The sequence below is a fragment of the Streptomyces sp. LX-29 genome (assembly GCF_029541745.1).
Taxonomy (GTDB): Bacteria; Actinomycetota; Actinomycetes; order Streptomycetales; family Streptomycetaceae; genus Streptomyces.
The window spans coordinates 7,901,164-7,926,519 of the sequence record NZ_CP089746.1 but is presented as its reverse complement, the minus strand read 5'-3'; the positions used below and the strand labels follow the sequence as shown (position 1 = coordinate 7,926,519).

At 68.4% G+C, this 25,356-nt stretch carries 1 protein-coding gene; it reads right to left on the bottom strand.

The window, feature by feature from the left end; genetic code table 11:
• Positions 1 to 46: 46 nt before the first annotated feature.
• The gene (locus LRS74_RS32210) at positions 47 to 24,952 is read right to left on the bottom strand and encodes a type I polyketide synthase (RefSeq protein WP_277744321.1); all 24,906 of its coding nucleotides are present in this window, start codon (positions 24,950 to 24,952) and stop codon (positions 47 to 49) included.
• Positions 24,953 to 25,356: the final 404 nt, after the last annotated feature.

Sequence of the window (25,356 nt, the reverse complement as noted above, 5' to 3'; positions counted from 1 at the left end):
TTTCCCTCCGGGGGCGCACTGATCCGACTCTTCTCTCCGGGACGGATCACGATTCGGAGTCTCCCATGGCGATCTGGATGAGACTGTCGACGTCCATGGAATCGATCACCTCCGACTTTCCCTTCCAGCGCGGAGCGAGATTCTTCTTTTCGTTGTCAGCGAGTCCCAGCAGGGCTTCCAGCAGACCTGCCCGCCGAAGTGTGGACACGGGAATGGAGGCCACAGCCGCGCGAAGCTCGTTTTCCTCACCCGAGGCTCCGGAATCCGGCATGGAGCGCGAGCCCGATCGTCCAGAAGCGGAGTCGTCGAGATCCGAAAACTCCCCCCGCAGATAGTGGGCGAGGGTGGTGGGGTTGGGGTAGTCGAAGATCAGGGTGGTGGGCAGCGCGAGTCCCGTTGCCGTGCGCAGTCGGTTGCGCAGTTCCACGGCGGTGAGCGAGTCGAATCCCGATTCAAGGAAGCCCCGCTCGACCGCCACGGCTTCGGGAGACGAGTGGCCCAGGGTGGCGGCGGCGTGGGTCCGCACCAGGTCCAGGAGTGTTTCGAGCTGTTCGGGGGCCGACAGTTCCGCTAGGCGTCGACGCAGTTGGTCCGAGGCGTCGCTCTGGCTGTCGGTCGGTGTGTCGGGGTTGGTGGTTTCGGTGGTCGCGATGGCTTCGGGGATGTCGGTGATGAGTGGGCTGTGGCGGATGGAGGTGAATGTTTCGGTGAAGCGTTGCCAGTCCATGTGGGTGATGGTGAGGAACGTCTCGTCGTGGTCGAGTGCTTGTTGAAGGGCGGTGATGGCCAGCCGGGGGTCCATCGCCCGCACACCACGCCGGTTGAGTTGCCGCGCGGAGGTTTCCTCGACCGCCATGCCGGTGTCAGCCCATGCTCCCCAGGCGAGGGAGGTGGCGGGGAGTCCTGTGGCGCGTCGGTGGTGGGCGAGTGCGTCGAGGTAGGCGTTGGCGGCGGCGTAGCCTCCTTGGTCGCCTCCGCCCCACACGCCTGCTCCGGAGGAGAAGAGGACGAAGGCGGTGAGGGGGAGGTGGCGGGTGAGTTCGTGGAGGTGTTGGGCTGCTTGGACTTTGGGGCGGGTGACGTGGGCGAGGTCGGTGAGGGTGGTGTGGGTGAGGGGTGCGTAGTGGGCGGTGCCGGCGGTGTGGATGACAGCGGTGAGGGGGTGTTCGGCGGGGATGGTGGCGAGGAGTTCGGTGAGGGCGTGGCGGTCGGTGGTGTCGCAGGCGGTGATGGTGACCTGGGCGCCGAGTTCGGTGAGTTCGGCGTGGAGTTCGGTGGCGCCGGGTGCGTGGGGTCCGCGGCGGCTGGTGAGGAGGAGGTGGGGGGTGGGCTGGTGGGTGGCGAGGTGGCGGGCGATATGGGTGCCGAGGGCGCCGGTGCCGCCGGTGATGAGGATGGTGCCGTTGGGGTTCCAGGGTTGTGGTGTGGGGTGGTTGGGGAGGGGGGCGCGGGTGAGGCGGGCGGCGAGGACGCCTCGAGGGCGTACGGCGAGTTGGTCTTCGCCCTTCCACGGGTCCCGGCTGTCGTTGGTGGTGCGGGTGGTGTTGGTGGCGTGGTGGAGTGCGGTGGTGAGGTGGGTGTGGGCGGTCTGCCCGGTGGTGTGGGTGTTGCCGATGGGTGTGGTGGGGATGTCGATGAGGCCGCCCCAGCGGTGGGGGTGTTCGAGGGCGGTGACGCGGCCGAGTCCCCAGATGAGTGCTTGGGTGGGGTGGGTGAGGGTGTCGGTGGGGTCGGTGGTCACCGCGTTGGTGGTGACGCACCACAGGGGTGCGGTGGTGTCGGTGTCGGTGAGGGCTTGGATGAGGGCGAGGGTCGCGGCTGTTCCCGCGGGCACGTCCGGCTCGTCGGGGTGAGGTGTCTCGTCCAGGGCGAGGAGCGACAACACACCGACGGTGGGGTGTTCGGTGCTGTGGGTGCGCAGGTGTTGGGCGAGTGCTTCCCGGTCGGCGGTGTGGGGGTCGATGTGGGTGACGTGAGTGGGGGTGCCGAGCTGGTCGAGCGAGTGCAAGCAAGCGGTCACCGCGTCGTGGTCGGCCTGGTTTGTGGGGATGATGACGAGCCAGGTGCCGTCGACCGTGTTAGTGGTGTGGGGTGGTGTGGGGAGGGGTTTCCAGGTGATCTTGTAGCGCCAGGTGTCGAGGGTATGGCGTTCGCGTTGGCGTTGATGCCAGCCGGAGAGCATCGGTAGGACGGCGCTGAGGGAGTCGTGTTCCTGGTCTGTCACGTTCAGGGTCTGGGCCACAGCGGTCAGGTCCTGGCGTTCGACCGCCTCCCAGAACCGGGCCTCCACACCATCCCGCTCCCCATCCCCACGAGTGGAAGCGACCGCGCTGGCAAGCCAGTACCGCTCACGCTGGAAGGGGTAGGTGGGTAGGTCGACTTGTTGAGGTTCGGTGCCTGTGTAGAGGTGTTGCCAGGTGATGGGGAGGCCGTGGGTGTGGGCTTGGGCGAGGGAGGTGAGGAAGCGGCGGGGGCCGTCTTCGTCGCGGCGTAGGGTGCCGATGACCAGGGGTTCGATGGTGTCGGTGGTGGCAGGGTCGGAATCGGTGGGGTCGAGGGTGTCGTGGATGGTGTGGGCGAGGACGGGGTGGGGGCTGGTTTCGATGAAGGTGTGGTGTCCCTCGGCTGCCAGGGTGCGGAGGGCGTCGGCGAGCCGGACGGGTTGGCGGAGGTTGCGGTACCAGTAGCCAGCGTCCATGTCCGGTCCTGTGACCCACTGGCCGGTGACGGTGGACAGCAGAGGGATGCTGGGCGAGGTGGGGGTGATGGACGCCAGGGCGTCGCGGATTTCGTTCTCGACTGCTTCCACCTGGGGGCCGTGGGAGGCGTAGTCGACGGGGATACGCCGGGCGCGGATATCGCGCGTGGCGCACTCGGCCAGGAGTTCCTCCACCGCCTCCGGTTCTCCGGAGACGATCACGGTGCGGGGGCCGTTGATGGCGGCGATGGCCAGCCGGTCCTGCCAGGCAGTCAGTCGTTCCTCGGCCTCGTTGACTGACAGGGATACGGAGGCCATGGCGCCGTGGCCGGCCAGGCGGGCGAGGGCGCGGCTGCGGAGGGCGACCACCGCCGCGGCGTCGTGGAGGGTGAGTGCGCCGGCGATGTGGGCTGCGGCGATTTCGCCTTGGCTGTGGCCGATGACGGCGTCGGGGTGGATGCCGCATGCCTGCCACATGCGGGCCAGGCCCACCATGACCGCGAACAGCACCGGCTGGACCACATCCACCCGCTCCAACGACGCCGCACCATCCGCCTGCCGCAACACCTCCCCCAGCGACCAGTCCACATGAGGCGCCAGAGCCTCCTCACACGCTTCGACCTGCTCACGGAAGACCGCAGAGGAGTCCAACAGATCGGCCGCCATGCCGGCCCATTGCGAGCCTTGGCCGGGGAAGACGAATGCCGTTTTGCCGGTGGGGGTTGTGGTGTTGCCGGTGATGACGTGTGGGGCGGGGTCGGGGGTGGTGAGGGTGTGGAGTCCGTTGAGGAGTTCGTCGCGGTCGCGGCCGAGGATGACGGTGCGGTTTTCGAAGCTGGTGCGGGTGGTGGCGAGTGACCAGCCCACGTCGACCGGGTCCAGGTCCGGCCGGTCCTGGAGGTGGTGCCGTAGTCGTACCGCGAGATCCCGTACCGCTGCCTCACCCCGCCCGGAGATCAACCACGGCACCACGGCCGACTCCAGCACCGGCACCGGAGGGTCCGCTTTGTTGGGTTCCTCGTGCCCGTTGGCCTCTTCTCGTACCGTGCTGTCCGGAGCTTGTTCGAGGATGAGGTGGGCGTTGGTGCCGCTGACACCGAAGGAGGAGACGCCCGCGCGGCGGGGTCGGTCGGTGCGGGGCCAGGGCCGGGCCTCGGTCAGAAGCGACACGGCCCCGGCGGACCAGTCCACATGCGGGGTAGGGGCGTCCACGTGCAAGGTCTTGGGCAGCAACTCATGCCGCATCGCCATAATCATCTTGATCACCCCGGCCACACCGGCCGCGGCCTGGGTATGACCGATGTTCGACTTCAACGACCCCAACCACAAAGGCCGGTCCACGGACCGATCGCTGCCGTAGGTGGCCAGCAGGGCCTGGGCCTCGATCGGGTCCCCGAGGGCGGTGCCGGTGCCGTGGGCCTCCACGGCGTCGATGTCGGCCGGCGTGAGACCTGCGTTGGCCAGGGCCTGGCGGATCACCCGCTGCTGAGACGGACCATTCGGCGCGGTCAGGCCGTTACTCGCCCCGTCCTGATTGACCGCACTCCCGCGGATGACCGCCAGGATCGGATGGCCGTTGCGCTGGGCCTGGGACAGCGGTTCCAGGAGCAGCATTCCCGCGCCCTCGGCCCAGCTGGTCCCGTCCGCCCCAGCCGCGAACGCCTTGCACCGCCCGTCCTCCGCCAGCGCACGTTGCCGGCTGAACTCCACGAAACCGAAGGGCGTGGACATCACTGTCACGCCACCGGCCAGGGCCAGGGAACACTCGCCGGAGCGCAGGGCCTGGCAGGCCAGATGCAGCGCCACCATCGACGACGAACAGGCGGTGTCGATGGTGACGGCCGGGCCCTCCAACCCCAGCGTGTAGGACACGCGGCCCGAGGCGATACTGCCCGCGGTGCCATTCCCCAGATATCCCTCGAGATTCTCGGGAATGGCGCGCAGTCCTGTGGCGTAGTCGTGGTAGGCGACTCCGGTGAAGACGCCGGTCTGGCTGCCCTTGAGCGAAGTGGCGTCGATGCCTGCCCGTTCCACGGCTTCCCAGGAGGTCTCCAGCAGCAGTCGCTGCTGTGGATCCATCGCCAGCGCCTCACGCGGAGAGATCCCGAAGAAGGTCGGGTCGAACGCAGCCGCCTCGTACAGGAATCCGCCGCCGCGGACGTAGTACGTCCCTGGCCTGTCAGGGTCGGGGTCATACAGCCCGTCGAGGTCCCAGCCACGGTCGGTCGGGAATCCTGAGATCGCGTCCCCGCCAGTCGCCACCAGCTCCCACAAGCCCTCGGGAGACGAGGCTTCCCCCGGGAAGCGGCAGGCCATACCGACCACCGCGATGGGCTCCTCCTCCGACACGGCCGCGCGCGGCACCGGCAGGGCCGTATCAGTGCGTGTCTCCAGGAGCTCGGTGCCCAGATGGTCGGCCAGTGCCGCCGGAGTGGGGTGGTCGAAGAGGAGAGTGGCGGGCAGCCGCAGCCCGGTGGCTGTGGTGAGCCGGTTACGCAGCTCGACGGCGGTGAGCGAGTCGAAACCGAGCTGTGTGAAGGGCTGGTCCTCCTGGACGGTTTGGCGCGAGGTGTGTCCGAGGGTGTTGGCCGCATGAGTACGGACGAGATCGAGCAGGGCCTGACGCTGTTGGGCCGGCGGGAGGGTGGCGAGCTGGCTCTGGAGACTCTCGGAGTTGGAGCTGTCCCCGGTTGTGGCGGATGCCCGACGGGTCGGGAGGAGGTGACGGAGCAGAGGGTGGGGGCTGGCCAGTCGACGTAGTGCGGTGAAGTTGATGTGGAGCGGAAGGAGGAGGGGGTGGGGCGTGGTGTGAGCCGCGTCGAGGAGTGTGAGCCCCTGCTCGTCGGTGAGGGGGTTGATGCCGGAGCGGTTGATGCGGGTGTGGTCGGTGGTGTCGAGTTGGCTGGTCATGTTGCTGGTGGTGGCCCAGAGTCCCCAGGCGAGGGAGTGGGCGGGGAGGTGGTGGGTGTGGCGGTGGTGGGCGAGGGCGTCGAGGAAGGTGTTGGCGGTGGCGTAGTTGGCTTGGCCTGGTGCTCCGAAGACGCCGGAGGCGGAGGAGAAGAGGGTGAAGTGGGTGAGGTTGGTGTGGTGGGTGAGGTGGTGGAGGTTGAGGGCGGCGTCGACTTTGGCGCGGAGGACGGTGTCGAGGCGGTCGGGGGTGAGGCTGGTGAGGATGCCGTCGTCGAGGGTGCCGGCGGTGTGGATGATGCCGGTGAGGGGGTGTTCGGGCGGGATGGTGGCGAGGAGTTCGGAGAGGGCGTGGGGGTCGGCGGTGTCGCATGCCGCGATGGTGACCTGGGCGCCGAGTTCGGTGAGTTCGGTGTGGAGTTCGGTGGCGCCGGGTGCGTCGGGTCCGCGGCGGCTGGTCAACAGCAGGTGGGGGGTGTGGTGGTGGGTGGCGAGGTGACGGGCGACGAGGGAACCGAGGGTGCCGGTGCCACCGGTGACCAGGACCGTGCCGTGTGCCTGGGCGGCCGTGGGTGTGGTGGGTGGCAGGGTGAGGACCACCTTGCCGATGTGGCGGGCTTGGCCGAGGTGTCGGAACGCTTCGATGCCGCGACGGACGTCCCAGGTCCTGGTCGGCAGCAGCGTCAGCGCCCCGTCCTCGAAGAGCGACAGGACGTCGTTGAGCATCTGCTGCAGCCGCTCAGGCGCAGCCTCGCTCAGGTCGAAGGCGCGATAGATGACCCCCGGATGGGTGACGGCCAGCCGGTCTGCTTCCCGAATGTCCGTCTTCCCCATTTCGAGGAAGTGGCCGCCGTGGGGGAGGAGGTCGAGTGAGGCGTCGATGAGGTTGGTGGTGAGGGCGTTGAGGATGATGTCGACGCCGTGGCCTTGGGTGGTGGTGAGGAAGTGGTCGCGGAAGTCGGTGGTGCGGGAGGAGGCGATGTGGGCGTTGTCCAGTCCCATGGTGTGGAGGGTGTGCCATTTGGTGGGGCTGGCGGTGGCGAAGACTTCGGCGCCGAGGTGTTGGGCGAGTTGGATGGCGGCCATGCCGACGCCGCCGGTTCCGGCGTGGATGAGGATGGATTGGCCTGGGCGTAGGTGGGCGAGGTCGATGAGGGCGTAGTAGGCGGTGAGGAAGACGATGGGGATGGAGGCTGCTTGGGGGTAGGTGAGGGTGGTGGGGATGGGGGTGATGGTGTGGCGTTGGGTGATGGTGGTGGGTCCGAAGGCTGCGGGGAGGAGGCCCATGACGCGGTCGCCGGGGTTCAGGTCGGTGATGTCGGGTGCGGTTTCCAGGACGGTGCCGGCGCCTTCGACGCCGATGGGTCCGGCGCCGGGGATCATGCCCAGGGTGTTGAGGACGTCGCGGAAGTTCACTCCGGCGGCGTGGACGGCGATGCGGACCTGGCCGGGGGTGAGGGGTTGGGTGGCTTCGGGGAAGGGGATGAGGGCGAGGTTGTCCAGGGATCCCTTCGTGGTGCTCTCCAACCGCCATGGCGTGTCGGCGGGTGGGGTGAGGAGCCCTGCCTGGGTGTTGCGGATCAGCCGCGGGGCGTGGAGGGTGCCGTGTCGCAAGGCCAGTTGGGGTTCGGTGGTGGTGAACAGGGCGGTGGGGATGCGGCTGGTGGAGGCGGGGTGGGTGTCGAGGTCGAGGAGTTGGAAACGGTCGGGGTGTTCGGCCTGCGCGGAGCGGATCAAACCCCACACCGGTGCGTGAGCGAGGTCGGGGGCCGGCTCGTCGGGTCCGGTGGTGATCGCGCCTTGGGTCACGATGACCAGCCGCGTGTCAGCCAACCGCGGCTCGGCCAACCACGCCTGCACCCAGCCAAGCAACCGATACGCCACCGCCCGAACCTGCCCGGCCGTCTCCCGCGCCGCGACCGCCCACCCCGGCAGACCACCACCAGCATCACCGTCGTCGTTGTCGCCGCTGGTGTCGGTGCTGGTGTGGTGCCAGTGGTGGACGGTGAGGATGGCGGTAGAGGGCGGGGTAGTGCCGGTGTCCAGGGCGTGGAGGAGGGTGGGCATGTCCTGGTAGGTGTCGACGGGGACGCCACCCGTGCCGGGCAGGGCGGTGGCCAGGCCCAACGAGTCATCACCGACAACAACGCAGTGCCCCTGCCCCAAAGTGGCCACCCCTGTGGAGGGCAACGCGGTCCACTCCACCTGATAGAGATGATCACGCGACGTGGCAGGTCGGGCCGCCTGGAGCTGCTCGGGAGTGATCACACGAGTGACCAGCGTGGCAACCGACACCACCAGAGCACCCGCGGCATCGGTCATCGTCAACGACACCGCATCCGCAGCCGTCGGAGTCACCCGCACCCGCACAGCACCAGCCCCAGCAGCGTGCAACGACACCCGCTGCCAGGAGAACGGCAACCGACTACCCCCCTCACCCCCCGAAACCCCCACCGGAACCAACAACCCCATCGCATGCAACGCCGCATCAAACAACGCCGGATGCACCCCAAAACCACCCACAAGCTGCGCCTGGTCCTCGGGGAGAACGACCTCAGCGAACACCTCATCACCCACACGCCAAGCAGCCCGCAAACCCCGAAACGCAGCGCCATAGCCGAACCCGAGGTCGGCCAACTGCTGGTAGAAGTCGTCAGTCGGAATCCGCTCGGCATCAGCCGGGGGCCATGACGAGTCCTCGCCGGCCTCAGCCGCGTGGTCACCAAAACTGTCGGCGGTCAGAACCCCAGCGGCATGCTGAAGCCAGGTGCCCTGCTCGGATGCGTCGTCGGAGCCCTGCACCCGCGAGTGGATGGTGAGCGTGCGTCGCCCGCCTTCGTCGGGGGGATCCAGGGTGAGCTGGAGTTGCACACCCGCCTGATCAGGCAGGACGAGCGGAGCGTGGAGGGTGAGTTCCTCCAGATGGGGGCAACCACTCTCAGCACCGGCGTGCAGCGCCAGCTCGACAAAGGCCGTCCCCGGCAACAAGACCGTGTCCATCACCGCGTGATCAGCCAACCACGGATGCGTGGCCAACGACAGACGCCCAGTGAACACAAACCCATCGGACCCCGCCAACTGAACAGCCGCACCCAACAACGGATGCCCCGACACCTCAAGACCCGCCGCCGACACATCCCCCAGCCCCGCAGAACCATTCAGCCAATAGCGCTGGCGTTGGAAGGGGTAGGTGGGTAGGTCGACCCGTTGGGGTTTGGTGTCTGTGAAGGCTTGTTCCCAGGTGATGGGCAGGCCGTGGGTGTGGGCTTGGGCGAGGGCGGTCATGAGGGTGTCGGTTTCGGGCCGGTCGCGTCGCAAGGTGGGTGCGATGACAGTCGCCTTGAGCGCGTGTTCCTCGTGGTCCACATCTGTGTTGTGGAGGGTGGTGTGGGCGAGGGTGGTCAGGACGGCGTCGGGTCCCAGTTCGAGGTAGGTGCTGGTGTCGTGCTCGGCGAGCCATTGGAGTCCGTCGTGGAATCGGACGGTGGCTCGGGCTTGTTCAGCCCAGTACCGGGGTGAGCAGGCTTGCTCGTCGGTGAGAGGCCGGCCGGTGAGATTGGAGACCACCGGCAGCCTGGGCGGCTGGAACGACACCCGCTCCAAGACGGCTTCGAACTCGTGAAGCATGGGGTCGATGTGATGGGAGTGGAAGGCGTGACTCACCCGCAGGGGCGTCGTCCGACAGCCGGCCTCGCGCCAAGTGTGGCGTAGCGTGTCGATGGCGTCTGTGTCGCCGGAGACCACCATGGCGGTCGGCCCGTTGACCGCTGCCAGCGACACCCGCCCCTCAAAGCCTTCGTGCTCCAGGGCTTGGCGTACGGTCTCCTCCTGGGCCTCGACCGCGAGCATCGCTCCACCGGCCGGCAGGTTCTGCATGAGCCGGCCGCGGGCGGTGACCACGGTGCACGCGTCGGGTAGGGACCACACCCCGGCCACGTACGCGGCCGCTACCTCACCCACCGAGTGGCCGAGCAGGTAGTGCGGGGCCAGGCCCCATGTTTCCAGCAGGCGGAACAGCGACACCTCCAACGCGAACAACCCCGCCTGCGTATACACCGTCTCATCCACCAACCCCGAGTCACCGGCCTCCGGGTCGGTGAAGACCACCTCCCGCAACGGACGCTCCAAGCCCGCGTCCAGGAACCCGCACACCTCGTCCCACACCCGCGCGAAGACAGGGAACCGCTCATACAGCTCCCGACCCATCCCCACCCGCTGCGCGCCCTGTCCCGTGAACAACAACGCCAGCCGCCCACCCACACCCGTGCCCGAAGCGCCACCGCTTGAGGTGGCGGCGGTGGCGGTGGGGACGCTGCCGGTGATGACCCGGTCGGCCGGTTCGCCGGTGGCCAGCTGGTGGAGGCCTTCCAGCAGCTCCTCCCGGTCTCGGCCCAGGACCACGGCGCGGTGCTCGAACGACGACCGGGTGGTGGCCAGCGACCAGCCCACATCCGCCGGCCGAAGCTCCGGACATGCTTGCGCATGCGCCCGCAACCGCACCGCCTGCTCCCGCACGGCACCCTCATCGCGTCCGGAGATCAGCCACGGGACCACCATCGGCTCCGAGGAGGGCTCCCGCGCCGACTCCGCCCCTGTGTCCCCCTCGCCTGCCTGGTCAGAAGCCCACCCAGGTGGCTCGACGGAGGTGGGAGACTGTTCCAGAATGAGGTGGGCGTTGGTCCCGCTGACGCCGAAGGAGGAGATCCCCGCGCGACGGGGCCGATCGGTCCGTGGCCAGGGCTGCGCTTCGGTGAGCAGGCTCACCGCTCCGGCGGACCAGTCCACATGCGGCGTGGGCGCATCGACGTGCAGGGTCTTCGGCAACACCTCTCGCCGCAGTGCCATGACCATCTTGATCACCCCGGCCACACCGGCGGCAGCCTGGCTGTGACCGATGTTCGACTTCAGCGACCCCAGTCGAAGGGGCCGCTCGGCGGGGCGGTCCTGACCGTATGTGGCCAGCAGGGCGTGCGCCTCGATCGGGTCCCCCAGCGCGGTGCCCGTGCCGTGGGCCTCCACCGCGTCGATATCGCTCGTCGCCAGACCGGCGTTGGTCAGGGCCTGGCGGATCACCCGCTGCTGAGACGGACCATTCGGCGCGGTCAGACCGTTGCTGGCCCCGTCCTGGTTGACCGCACTCCCCCGTACGACTGCCAGAATCGGGTGGCCGTTACGCTCAGCCTGAGACAACGGCTCCAACAGGAGCATGCCCGCGCCTTCGGACCAGCTGGTCCCGTCCGCGCTCGCGGAGAACGGTTTGCACCGCCCATTGGCGGCGAGTCCTCGCTGCCGGCTGAACTCCACGAATCCGCCCGGCGTCGACATCACCGTGACACCGCCGGCCAGGGCCATGGAGCACTCGCCAGTACGTAGGGCCTGGCAGGCCAGATGCAGGGCCACCAGCGATGACGAACACGCTGTTTCCACCGTGACCGCCGGGCCCTCCAAGCCCAGGGTGTACGCCACGCGACCAGAGGCGACACTGGTCACATTGCCCATCAACAAGTAGCCCTCGACGCTGTCCGGCGCCTCTTGGATACGTGGGGCGTACTCCTGGGACGCGACCCCCGCGAACACACCGACCTGGCTGCCCTTCAGCGAGGTCGGGTCGATGCCCGCGCGTTCCACGGCTTCCCAGGAGGTCTCCAGCAGCAGTCGCTGCTGTGGATCCATCGCCAGCGCCTCACGCGGCGAGATCCCGAAGAAGGCCGCGTCGAACTCAGGCGCCTCATGGAGGAATCCGCCCTCGCGTACATAGGACTTGCCAGGCCGCCCGGGGTCTGGGTCATAGAGTCGTTCGACATCCCAGCCGCGATCGACGGGGAAGCCCGAGATCGCATCGGCTCCGGCGGCCACCAGGTCCCACAACGCATCGGGAGACGAGGCTCCCCCTGGGAAGCGGCATGCCATGCCGACCACTGCGATCGGTTCCGCCACCACCGCGGCGACCTCGGGAACCAGCGGAGCCTTCTCGCCTCGGTCCCCCAGAAGCTCGACACATAGGTGAACGGCCAGCGCCTCCGGGGTGGGGTGGTCGAAGAGCAGGCCGGCGGGCAGCCGCAGCCCGGTGACGTCGCTCAGCCGATTGCGGAGCTGGACGGCGGTGAAGGAATCGAAGCCCAGGTCAGCGAAGGCACGACTCGCCTGAAGGTCATGGGGTGACGCGTACCCGAGGGTGTTGGCGGCGTGCGTGCGGACGATGTCCAGGAGGAGCTCGTGCTGTTCCGGTGCGGCAAGGGGGGCGAGGCTGACACGAAGGCTGTCGGCGTTGGCGGCGGTGGGTCGGGCTGGAGCGGCGGAGCCACGTCGAGTGGGGACGAGACTCCGGAGCAGGGGATGGAGGGCGATCTGAGTCGCTCGGTCGCGTAGGCCCGCGGAGTCGAGGTGGATGGGCAGGAGGAAGGGGTGCGGGGTCGTGTGGGCGGTGTCGAAGAGCGTGAGTGCCTGTTGGTCGCTGAGGGGGTGGATGCCGGAGCGGTTGAGGTGGGTTGGGCCGGTGGTGTCGAGTTGGTTGATCGTGCCGCTGGTGGTGGCCCAGAGTCCCCAGGCGAGGGAACGGGCGGGCAGGTGGTGGGTGTGGCGGTGGTGGGCGAGGGCGTCGAGGAAGGTGTTGGCGGCGGCGCAATCGGCCTTGCCCGGTGCCCCGAAGACGCCGGAGGCGGAGGAGAAGAGGGTGAAGTGGGCGAGGTCTGCGTGGCGTGTGAGGTGGTGCAGGTTGAGCGCGGCGTCGACTTTCGCCCGCAGGACAGCGTCCAGGCCCTCGCAGGTCAGGTCATTGAGGCCACCGCCCTCCAGCGCACCAACGACATCGGCCGCGTCCGCGGTGTGGATGACCGCGGTGATCGGGTGCTCTACGGGGACAGTGGCGAGAAGGTCGGCCAGGGCATGGGCGTCGGTGGCGTCGCAGGTGCTGATAGTGACGTGAGCGCCCGCATCAGTCAGTTCAGCCTGTAGTTCTGCGGCGTCGCAGGCCCGCTCGCTGTCGGTGTTCAGGAGCAGCACATGGCGTACGTCGTGGTGGGCCACGAGATGGCGCGCAAGCAGGGATCCAACAGTGCCGGTGCCGGTGCCGTTGGTGATCAGCACGGTGCCTTGAGACCCGGCCGACCAACCCGCCTCGGTCTGCCCGCTCACTTGTGAGGTGCGGGTGAGTCGGGGGGCGTGGAGTGTGCTGTGGCGGAGGGCGAGTTGGGGCTCTGTGGTGTTGAGGGCGGCTGTGGGGGCGTGGGTGGTGGAGGTGGGGTGGGTGTCGAGGTCGAGGAGGTGGAAGCGGTCGGGGTGTTCGGCTTGGGCGGAGCGGATCAGTCCCCATACGGGTGCGTGGGCGAGGTCGGGGGCGGGGTCGTCGGGGCCGGTGGTGACGGCGCCTTGGGTCACGATGACCAGTCGGGTTCCGGTCAGGCGGGGTTCGGCCAGCCATGCCTGTACCCAGGTGAGGAGGCGGTGTGCCACCGTGCGGACCTGCTCGGCTGTCTCTTGAGCTGCCACGGCCCACTCGGGCGGATCCCCATCGCCGCGGGTGGCGGTGGCGATGTCGGCACCGGTCTCGTTTTGGGGGTGGCGGGTGTGGGTGTGGGTGTGCCAGTGGTGGACGGTGAGGATGGCGGTGTCGGGGGGTGCCGCGCCGGAGTCGAGAGTGTGGATCAGGGCGGTGAGGTCGGTGTGGGTGTCGACGGGGGTTCCGGTGGCGGTCAGCGCGGCGCTCAGGTCGAGGGGGTCGTCATCGATGACGGCCCACTGCCCGGTGAGGGTGGTGGTGGGCGGTGCGGAGGGAACGGCGGTCCATTCCAGTTGGTACAGATGATCGTGCGTGGTGGCAGGGCAGGTAGCCAAGAGCTGTTCGGAAGTGACGGGGTGAGTAACAAGGCCAGCGACTTCGGCCACTGGTGCGCCGCGGCCATCAGTGACAGTTACGGCGACCGTGTCCGGTCCGCTGGGAGTCAGACACATGCGCAAGGCGCCCATGCCCTTCGCATGCAAGGAAACACGCCGCCAAGAAGACGGCAGCCGGTCGTGGCGTTCGGACGTCGACCGGCTCTCGGGGGCGGCGGCGAAGGTGGCGGCGTGCAGGGCGGCGGCCAGGAGTGTCGGATGCAGGGCGTACTGGCCGGCCTCGTGGGCGTGATCTTCGGCCAGGGTGGCCTCGGCGAAGACTGTCGTACCGCGCCGCCAGGCGGCTTGGAGGCATTGGAAGCCGGGGCCATAGTCGAATCCGGCTTCGGCCAGGCCGGTATAGAGGCCGGTCAGATCGATGGGTTCGGCGTCAGAAGGGGGCCACATCCCGTCCAGCGGTGCCCGGACCGGCGCAGCATTCTGGGCGGTTGTGGTGAGAACTCCCGTGGCATGGCGGACCCACCCGCTCGTCTCCTCCAGAATGCCGTCCCGGGGCAGCTCGACGCGTGAGTGGATGGTGAGCGTGCGTCGCCCGTCGTCGTCGGGGGGATCCAGGGTGAGCTGGAGTTGCACACCCGCCTGATCTGGCAGGACGAGCGGAGCGTGGAGGGTGAGTTCCTCCAGATGGGGGCAACCACTCTCGGCACCGGCGTGCAGCGCCAGCTCGACAAAGGCCGTGCCAGGCAGCAGGACCGTGTCCATCACCGCGTGATCAGCCAACCACGGATGCGTGGCCAACGATAGACGCCCAGTGAACACAAACCCATCGGACCCCGCCAACTGAACAGCCGCACCCAACAACGGATGCCCCGACACCTCAAGACCCGCCGCAGACACATCCCCCAGCCCCGCAGAACCATTCAGCCAATACCGCTGGCGCTGGAAGGGGTAGGTGGGGAGATCGACCCGTTGGGGTTCGGTGTCTGTGAAGGCTTGTTCCCAGGTGATGGGCAGGCCGTGGGTGTGGGCTTGGGCGAGGGCGATCAAGAGGGTGTCGGTTTCGGGCCGGTCGCGTCGCAAGGTGGGTGCGATGACAGTCGCCTTGAGTGCCTGTTCCTCGTGGTCCACATCTGTGTTGTGGAGGGTGGTGTGGGCGAGGGTGGTCAGGACGGCGTCGGGTCCCAGTTCGAGATAGGTGCTGGTGTCGTGCTCGGCGAGCCATTGGAGTCCGTCGTGGAATCGGACGGTGGCTCGGGCTTGTTCGGCCCAGTACTGGGGTGAGCAGGCTTGTTCGTCGGTGAGAGGCCGGCCGGTGAGGTTGGAGACCACCGGTAGCCTGGGCGGCTGGAACGACACCCGCTCCAAGGTGGTTTCGAACTCGTGGAGCATGGGGTCGATGTGGTGGGAGTGGAAGGCGTGGCTCACCCGCAGGGGCGTCGTCCGACAGCCGGCCTCACGCCAAGTGTGGCGTAGCGTGTCGATGGCGTCTGTGTCGCCGGAGACCACCATGGCGGTCGGCCCGTTGACCGCCGCCAGCGACACCCGCCCCTCAAAGCCTTCGTGCTCCAGGGCTTGGCGTACGGTCTCCTCACGGGCCTCGACCGCCAGCATCGCTCCACCGGCCGGCAGGTCCTGCATCAGCCGGCCGCGGGCGGAGACCACGGTGCACGCGTCGGGCAGGGACCACACCCCGGCCACATACGCGGCCGCCACCTCACCCACCGAATGACCCAGCAGGTAGTGCGGGGCCAGGCCCCATGCTTCCAGCAGGCGGAACAGCGACACCTCCAACGCGAACAACCCCGCCTGCGTATACACCGTCTCATCCACCAACCCCGAGCCACCCACCCCCGGCCCACAATCACCGGACCCGGATCCACCGACCTCCGGGTCGGTGAAGACCACCTCCCGCAACGGACGCTCCAAGCCTGCGTCCAGGAACCCGCACACCTCGTCCCACGCCCGCGCGAAGACAGGGAACCGCTCATACAGCTCCCGCCCCATCCCCACCCGCTGCGCGCCCTGTCCCGTGAACAACAACGCCAGCCGCCCACCCCCACCCACACTCGTGCCCGAAGCGCCACCGCTTGAGGTGGCGGCGATGGCGGTGGCGGTGGCGGTGGGGACGCTGCCGGTGATGACACGATCGGCCGGCTCGCCAGTCGCCAGCTGATGGAGGCCTTCCAGCAGCTCCTCCCGGTCCCGGCCCAGGACCACGGCGCGGTGCTCGAACGACGATCGGGTGGTGGTCAGTGACCAGCCCACATCGGCTGGTTCCAGGTGGGGCTGTGTTTGGAGGTGGCCGCGCAGCCGTAGTGCCTGGTCCCGCACTGCGCTCTGACTTCGTGCGGACAGCAGCCAGGGAATCACCGTCGGGGCCGACCCGGTTTCCCGACCTGTCACGCGGTCGGTCGTCGGCTCGTCTTCTTCCGGTTTGGTGGGCTGGGGTTCTGTGGGGGTGGGGGGTTGTTCGAGGATGAGGTGGGCGTTGGTGCCGCTGACGCCGAAGGCGGAGATGCCGGCCCGGCGGGGTCGTTCGGCGCGTGGCCAGGGCTGTGCTTCGGTGAGCAGGGACACGGCTCCTGCGGACCAGTCCACATGCGAGGTGGGCGCGTCGACGTGCAGGGTCTTGGGCAGCAGCTCATGGCGCATCGCCATGACCATTTTGATCACTCCACCGACACCGGCGGCGGCCTGGGCGTGGCCGATGTTGGACTTCAACGATCCCAGCCACAAAGGCCGGTCGACGGGCCGGTCCTGGCCGAAGGTGGCCAGCACGGCCTGTGCCTCGATCGGGTCTCCCAGCGTGGTGCCGGTGCCGTGCGCCTCCACCACATCGACGTCGGTTGCATCAAGGCGCGCGTTGGCCAGGGCCTGGCGGATCACCCGCTGCTGAGACGGACCATTCGGCGCGGTCAGCCCGTTACTCGCCCCGTCCTGATTGACCGCACTCCCCCGCACCACCGCCAAGACCGGATGACCAAGACGCACCGCCCGCGACAACGGCTCCAACAACAACACACCCGCACCCTCAGCCCACCCAGTCCCATCCGCACCCTCAGCAAACGCCTTACACCGCCCATCAGCAGCCAACCCCCGCTGCCGACTGAACTCCACAAACACCCCCGGCGTCGACATCACCGCCACCCCACCCGCCAGGGCCATAGAGCACTCACCAGCCCGCAACGCCTGACACGCCAAATGCAACGCCACCAACGACGACGAACACGCGGTGTCCACCGTGACCGCCGGGCCCTCCAAGCCCAGGGTGTAAGCCACCCGGCCCGACACCACGCTCGTCGCGTTGCCCGCGAGCAGATAGCCCTCGACTTCAGCCGGTGCCTTGCTCAGGGTTGTTGCGTAGTCACCGCTGCTGGAACCAGCGAAGACACCGGTCTGGCTGCCCTTGAGTGAGGCCGGATCGATGCCCGCCCGCTCCAATGCCTCCCAGGCCGTCTCCAGCAGCAGCCGCTGCTGCGGGTCCATCGCCAACGCCTCACGCGGAGAGATCCCGAAGAACGCCGGATCGAACTCGCCCGCGTCGTAGAGGAACCCACCCTCACGCGCGTAGGACGTACCCAAGCTGTCCGGGTCGGGATCGTACAGCCCCTCCAAGTCCCATCCGCGATCGCTGGGGAACCCGGAGATCGCGTCGGTCCCGGCCGCCACCAGATCCCACAGCGTCTCGGGCGAGGAGATACCCCCGGGGTACCGACACGCCATCCCCACCACGGCGATCGGTTCATCGATGACCGGAGTGAGCAAGGCGGGCGCGGTGACGGCAGGCCGTCGTCCCAGGAGCTCATCGCGCAGGTGATTGCCGAGGGTGGTGGGGTTGGGGTAGTCGAAGATCAGGGTGGTGGGCAGCGCGAGTCCGGTTGCCGTGCGCAGTCGGTTGCGCAGTTCCACGGCGGTGAGCGAGTCGAAGCCCATGTCCCTGAACGCGCGCCCCGCCTCGATCCCCTCGTGGGACGAGTGGCCCAGGGTGGCGGCGGCGTGGGTCCGCACCAGGTCCAGGAGTGTTTCGAGCTGTTCGGGGGCCGACAGTTCCGCTAGGCGTCGACACAGTTGGTCCGAGGCGACGCTCTGGCTGTCGGTCGGTGTGTCGGGGTTGGTGGTTTCGGTGGCCGCCGTGATGGCTTCGGGGATGTCGGTGATGAGTGGGCTGTGGCGGATGGAGGTGAATGTTTCGGTGAAGCGTTGCCAGTCCATGTGGGTGATGGTGAGGAAGGTTTCGTCGTGGTCGAGGGCTTGTTGGAGGGCGGTGATGGCGAGTTGGGGGTCCATTGCTCGTACGCCGCGGCGGTTGAGTTGTCGGGTGGAGGTTTCTTCGGCTGCCATGCCGGTGTCGGCCCAGGCTCCCCAGGCGAGGGAGGTGGCGGGGAGTCCTGTGGCGCGTCGGTGGTGGGCGAGGGCGTCGAGGTAGGCGTTGGCGGCGGCGTAGCCTCCTTGGTCGCCTCCGCCCCATACGCCTGCTCCGGAGGAGAAGAGGACGAAGGCGGTGAGGGGGAGGTCGCGGGTGGCGGCGAGGTCGGTCGAGCGGCGGTGTGTGGCAGGCGGTGATGGTGACCTGAGCACCGAGTTCGGTGAGTTCGGTGTGGAGTTCGGTGGCCGGGTGCGTGGGGTCCGCGGCGGCTGGTCAACAGCAGCAGGTGGGGGGTGTGGTGGTGGGGTGGCGAGGTGGGGCGATGGGTGGGTGCCGAGGGCGCCGGTGCCGCCGGTGATGAGGATGGTGCCGTTGGGGTTCCAGGGTTGTGGTGTGGGGTGGTTGGGGAGGGGGGCGCGGGTGAGGCGGGCGGCGAGGACGCCTCGGGGGCGTACGGCGAGTTGGTCTTCGCCCTTCCACGGGTCCTGATCAGCGGTCTTGGTGTTGGTGGCGTGGTGGAGTGCGGTGGTGAGGTGGGTGTGGGCCGTCTGCCCGGTGGTTGGGGTTTGGGTGTGGGTGGTGGGGATGTCGATGAGGCCGCCCCAGCGGTGGGGGTGTTCGAGGGCGGTGACGCGACCGAGTCCCCAGATGAGTGCTTGGGTGGGGTGGGTGAGGGCGTCGGTGGGGTCGGTGGTGACGGCGTTGGTGGTGACGCACCACAGGGGGGCGGTGGTGTCGGTGTCGGTGAGGGCTTGGATGAGGGCGAGGGTTACGGCTGTTCCCGCGGGCACGTCCGGCTCGTCGGGGTGAGGCGTCTCGTCCAGGGCGAGGAGCGACAACACACCGGTGATCGTGTGCTCGGCGGTGTGGTTGCGGAGGTGTTGGGCGAGTGCTTCCCGGTCGGTGGTGTGGGGGTCGATGTGGGTGACGTGGGTGGGGGTGCTGAGCTGGTCGAGCGAGTTCAAGCAGGCGGTGACCGCGTCGTGGTCGGCCTGGTTTGTGGGGATGATGACGAGCCAGGTGCCGTCGACCGTGTTAGTGGTGGGGGGTGGTGTGGGGAGGGGTTTCCAGGTGATCTTGTAGCGCCAGGTGTCGAGGGTGTGGCGTTCGCGTTGGCGTTGGTGCCAGCCGGAGAGCATCGGTAGGACGGCGCTGAGGGAGTCGTGTTCCTGATCTGTCACGTTCAGGGTCTGGGCCACAGCGGTCAGGTCCTGGCGCTCGACCGCCTCCCAGAACCGGGCCTCCACACCATCCCGCTCCCCATCCACCCGAGTGGAAGCCGCCGCGCTCGCAAGCCAGTACCGCTCACGCTGGAACGGATAGGTGGGCAGATCCACCCGCTGTGCTGTGGTGCTGTTGAAGAGATGGCTCCAGGTCACTTGGAGGCCGTGAGCGTATGCCTCGGCGACGGAGGTCAGGAAACGTTGCGGACCATCCTCATCACGGCGCAGAGTCCCGATGACCAGGGGCTCGACACCATCGGTGGCGTGGGCGGGGTCGAGCGTGTCGTGGATGGTGTGGGTGAGGACGGGGTGGGGGCTGGCTTCAATGAAGGTGTGGTGTCCGTCGGCTGCCAGGGTGTGGAGGGCGTCGACGAGCCGAACGGGTTCACGGAGGTTGCGGTACCAGTAGCCGGCGTCCATGTCCGGCCCCGTGAGCCACCGGCCGGTGACGGTGGACAGCAGAGGGATGGTGGGTACGACCGGGGTGATGGACGCCAGGGCATCGCGGATCTCGTCCTCGACCGCTTCCACCTGGGGGCCGTGGGAGGCGTAGTCGACGGGGATGCGGCGGGCGCGGGTGTCCTGCTTGGCGCACTCGGCGAGGAGTTCCTCCACCGCCTCCGGTTCTCCGGAGACGATCACGGTGCGGGGGCCGTTGATGGCGGCGATGGCCAGCCGGTCCTGCCAGGCAGCCAGTCGTTCCTCGGCCTCGTCCACCGACAGCGACACGGAGGCCATAGCGCCGTGGCCGGCCAGACGGCACAGGGCACGGCTGCGGAGGGCCACCACCGCCGCGGCGTCGGGCAGCGACAGAGCACCCGCTACATGGGCCGCCGCGATCTCGCCTTGGCTGTGGCCGATGACGGCGTCGGGGTGGATGCCGCATGCCTGCCACATGCGGGCCAGGCCCACCATGACCGCGAACAGTACCGGCTGGACGACATCCACCCGCTCCAGCGACGCCGCGCCATCCGCCTGCCGCAACACCTCACCCAGCGACCAGTCCACATGAGGCGCCAGAGCCTCCTCACACGCTTCGACCTGCTCACGGAAGACCGCAGAGGAGTCCAACAGATCGGCCGCCATGCCCGCCCATTGGGAGCCCTGGCCGGGGAAGACGAACACCGTCTTACCCGCCGAAGCCGTGGCGCTGCCCGTAACCACCTGCCCAGTGGGGTCGCCCGCCGCCAGTCGTCGAAGCCCCTCGATCAGCTCCTCGCGGTCGCGGCCTAGGACGACCGCACGATGCTCGAAAGCCGTGCGCGTAGTGGCCAGGGACCAGCCCACATCAAGCGGCTTCAGCTCCGGATGCTCCTGCACATGCGCCGGTAGTCGCATCGCCTGGTCCCGCAACGCGCCCTCGCCCCGCCCGGAGATAAACCACGGCACGACCCCGGATTCCAATACCGGCTCGTGCTCTTCCTTACCCTCATCGGAAGGCGTGCCGCCGGCTCGTGTTTCGCGCATGGATGGCTCCTCGATGATGACGTGGGCGTTGGTTCCGCTGACGCCGAAGGATGAGACTCCCGCCCGACGTGGGCGTCCGGTGCGGGGCCAGGGCCGGGCCTCCGTCAGCAGCGATACCGCTCCGGCGGACCAGTCCACATGGGAGGTGGGCGCGTCCACGTGCAGCGTTTTGGGCAGCAGCTCATGGCGCATCGCCATGACCATCTTGATCACCCCGGCCACACCGGCCGCGGCCTGGGTATGACCGATGTTCGACTTCAACGACCCCAACCACAAAGGCCGGTCGACGGGCCGGCCCTGACCGTAAGTAGCCAGGATGGCGTGCGCCTCGATCGGGTCTCCCAGCGTCGTGCCGGTGCCATGGGCCTCCACCACATCGACATCCCGCGGGGACAGACCCGCGTGCCTCAGGGCCTGGCGGATCACCCGCTGCTGAGACGGACCGTTCGGCGCGGTCAGACCGTTGCTCGCCCCGTCCTGATTGACCGCGCTCCCCCGCACCACCGCCAAGACCGGATGACCATGACGCACCGCCCGCGACAACGGCTCCAACAACAGCACACCCGCACCCTCAGCCCACCCGGTCCCATCCGCACCCTCAGCAAACGCCTTACACCGCCCATCAGCAGCCAACCCCCGCTGCCGACTGAACTCCACAAACACCCCCGGAGTGGACATCACCGCCACCCCACCCGCCAACGCCAACGAACACTCACCAGCCCGCAACGCCTGACACGCCAAATGCAACGCCACCAACGACGACGAACACGCCGTCTCCACGGTGACCGCCGGGCCCTCCAAGCCCAGGGTGTAAGCCACCCGGCCGGAGGCAACACTGATCATGTTGCCGGTCAGCAGATAGCCCCCGATGCCGTCCTCGGCTTCGTGGAGACGCGGGGCGTACTCCTGTGCCGCGGCACCCACGAAGACACCGGTCTCGCTGCCCTTGAGCGAGGCCGGATCGACACCCGCGCGCTCCAGCGCCTCCCAGGCGACTTCCATGACCAGCCGCTGCTGGGGGTCCATCGAGATCGCTTCGCGCGGGGAGATTCCGAAGAAGGCAGGATCGAACTCGGCCGCGTCGTGCAGGCACCCTCCCTCGCGTACATAGGACTTGCCCGGCTGCCCCGGCTCCGGGTCGTACAGTCCCTCCAGGTCCCAGCCGCGATCGGTCGGGAACCCCGAAATCGCGTCGCCTCCCGCCGCCACCAGATCCCACAACGCCTCGGGAGAGGACAGCCCGCCGGGATAGCGGCACGCCATCCCCACCACCGCGATCGGCTCATCGGCCGGCGGCGCGGACGCTTCCGCGTGCGGCATCGCCTCGTCCTCAGCACCCATCAGTTCCACCCGCAGACGGTCGGCCAGCGCGGTGGGGGTGGGGTAGTCGAAGGCCAGGTTGGCGGGCAGCCGCAGCCCTGTGGTGTCTCCCACGCGGTCACGCAGGGCTACTGCTGTCAGCGAATCGATGCCCAACTCGTTGAACGTGAGGTTCTCATCCACTTCACCCGGACGGTCGTACAGGAGGATGTCGGCCACCTCGGTGACGACCACGTCCAGCAGAATCCGGTGTTGCTCGGCCGCCGACGCGGCGCGCAGCCGTTCTTGCAAGGACGAGACAGCGGTGACACTTCCGTCGGCAGACCGGTCCCCCGCAGCGTCGGTGCCGGTTTCGGCGGCGCTCGTATCGGCTTCACTACCGGGCCCAGAGACGCTGGTATCCAGGGCGAGCGGATCGAGCCGGTGGCGCTGGCGTTGGAAGGCGTACGTGGGCAGTTCCACCCGGGATTCCGTGGCTCCGGAGATGACGCGGTCCCAGGCGACGGGGACGCCGTGGGCATGCGCCCGGGCCAGCGAGGTCAGAAAGCGACGGGACCCGTCCTCGTGCCGGCGCGGAGTGCCGATGACCAGCGGTCGCACGGCGCCGCCGGAGTCGAGGTGGGAGTCGGAGCCGACGCCAGGATTGGGGCCGAAGTCGCCCCCGGAGCCGGGGCCCGGGTCGGAGTCGGGGTCGGGGTCGGGTTGCTCAGTGTGGCGGTCGGCGAGAGCGTCGAGGATGCTGTCCGCGAGGACGGAGTCGGGGCTGACTTCCACGAAGGCGTGGTATCCATCAGCGGCCAGTGTGCGTACCGCATCGGAGAACCGCATCGGCTGGCGAAGATTGCGTTGCCAGTACGCGGCGTCCATGACCGGTCCGCTGACCCACTCCCCCGTCACCGTCGACAACAGGGGAATGTCCGGGGTCTCCGGGGCCAGGAGCGCCAGGCCGTCGCGGAGCTCACGCTCGACCTCTGCCACCGGATGAGACAGTGAGGCCGTCGCGCCGCCACGCGCCCGTCGTGCCAGGGCCCGGCCGCGCAGGGTGACCGCCGCCGCGGCATCCCGTAGGGTCAGCGCACCTGCGATGTGTGCCGCCGCGATCTCACCTGGGCCGTGGCCGATGACGGCGGCGGGTTGGACCCCACTCGCCTGCCACATCCGTGCCAGACCCACCATGACCGCGAACAACGCGGGCTGGGCCACGTCCACCCGCTCCAGCGACGCCGCACCGTCCGCCTGCCGTAGCACCTGCCGCAACGACCAGTCCGTATACGGCGCCAGAGCCTCCTCACAGGCGTCCATCTGCCCGGTGAACACCTCAGACGACTCAAGCAGGTCAGCAGCCATACCCGCCCACTGCGAACCGTGCCCTGGGAAGACGAAGACGGTCTTGTCCACGACGGCACGAGCGGTCCCGGTGATCAGGTCAGTGGACGCTTCGCCGACGCTGAGGGTTCGCAGTCCATCAGCCAGCTCGTCCTGGCTCTGGCCGAGGATCACGGCTCGGTCCTCGAAATGCGTCCGGGTGGTGGCCAGGGACCAGCCCACGTCCGCCGGCCGTAGCTCGGGACGAGCCTGCACATGGGCACGCAGTCGGAGGGCCTGGTCGCGCAACGCCTTCTGGCCGCGCCCGGAGACCAGCCACGGCACCGGCCCCGTCTCAAGCACACGAGGGCTCTCCGACTCCTGCTGCCCTTCTCCTTTCCCCGCCCTCTGGTGCTCCTCGTGCCCCTGGCGGCTCCCGTCCTTGTCATCAAGGGCAGCCTGAGCCCGTGCACCGGTCACCCGGGCACTCGGTACACACGTCGGAATCCGGTCGGACACCACGACATGGCAGTTGGTCCCGCCCATGCCGAAGGAGCTGACTCCGGCCAGCAGCGGTCGCAACTCATCCGGCCACGGGCTCAGCTGCGTCTGCACCCGCAGTCGCAGGTCGTCCATCGGGATCCGCGGGTTCGACGACTCGTAGTTGAGGCTCGGTGGGAGTTGCCGGTGTCTGATACACAGGGCGGTCTTCAGCAGGCCGACGATGCCTGCCGCCCCCTCCAGGTGACCTACGTTGGTGGTGGCCGCCCCGACCAGCAGGGGGCGTTCCGCTGGCCTCGCGGTGCCCATGACGGCGCCGAGAGCGGTTGCCTCGGCCAGATCACCGGCTTGGGTGCCCGTGCCGTGTAGCTCCACGTACTGCACATCGGTGGGATCGATGCCGGCGCGCCGACAGGCTGTACGCAGCACACCCTGCTGGGCCGACGCGGGGCGTGCGGCTGAAGGGCCATGGCCGTCGTTGTCCACCGCGCCGCCAAGGATCACACACCAGATGCGGTCTCCGTCCGCGAGCGCCTGGGAGAGTGGTTTGAGTACGACCATGCCGCCGCCCTCGCCCAGCACGTGGCCGTTGGCTCGGGCATCGAAGGTGTAGCAACGGCCGTCTGGTGACAGACCTCCGCACTCGGCCATGCCGAGGGTGGCGTTCTCCGAACGGGGCATGAGGTGCACGCCGCCCGCGATCGCGTGTGTCGCCTCTCCCCTGCGCAGGCTTTCACAGGCCATATGGACTGCGACAAGCGATGACGACTGAGCCGCGTCCACAGTGAAGCTCGGGCCCGTCGTTCCCAGGGTGTGGGCCACACGGTTGGCCGTCACGCTGCGCCGCAGCGTGGTGGCGGCGGGGAGGGAAGGCGCCCACGCGCCCTCCCCGTGTAGCAGGGTGGCGTGATCGTCCCAGATCACCCCCATGAACACGCCCACGGGGCGACCTTTGAGAGTCTCAGGGACGATTGCCGCGTTCTCCAACGCCTCCCAGCTCAGCTCCAGGGCCAGGCGCTGCTGCGGATCCATTGCGGCGGCCTCGTGTGACGAGATGCCGAAGAATCGGGAATCGAACTCGTCGATCCGGTCCAGGAAGCCACCTCGCCGCATGTTTCCCGGGCCGGCCGCGGACACGTCTCCGTCGAGGAGTGCCTCCGCGTGCCACCTGCCCTCTGGTGCCTGCACGATGCCGTCCTCACCGGCTGTGAGCATTCGCCAGAAAGCGGCCGGATCCGGTGCTTGGGGAAGCCGACAAGACAGTCCGACGACGGCGATGGCCTCGTCCGCCAGCCCGTGGATCTCACTCGCTACCACGTCAGCATCACCCATAGAGAGCACCTCGGTATCCATGGAACTCACATGCACGCATGCTCACTTCATGAGCGTTCACAGGTGTCACAGATGCGGAGGCGAGCACAGTCGTCCGAGTAATGAGGCTCTGGCGCAAGATATCCGACTTCATGAGGCTCACCGTCAGCATGAACTACGTATTCACAGGCGGGCACAGGGCCTTGACGGTATCGACGCGGTTTGACCGCCTCAACCCCTTAATCCCCCCTACCTCAATACCTGTTACCACGGAACCTCAAGTCGACGAGTGAACGCACATGCGTTCATATCCGCGGAGCCATGAACGCGCGGGATCATATCGTCATGGCCACATCTCCCGAAGGGGCCGTTCACGCAGTTCTAGGAATTCTCAAGGATCTTAGGGGTTGCCAGTTCTCTGTGCT

Coding starts and splice junctions, on each gene's coding strand:
- LRS74_RS32210 (WP_277744321.1), bottom strand. CDS start 24,952: ATGGGTGATGCTGACGTGGTAGCGAGTGAGATCCACGGGCTGGCGGAC.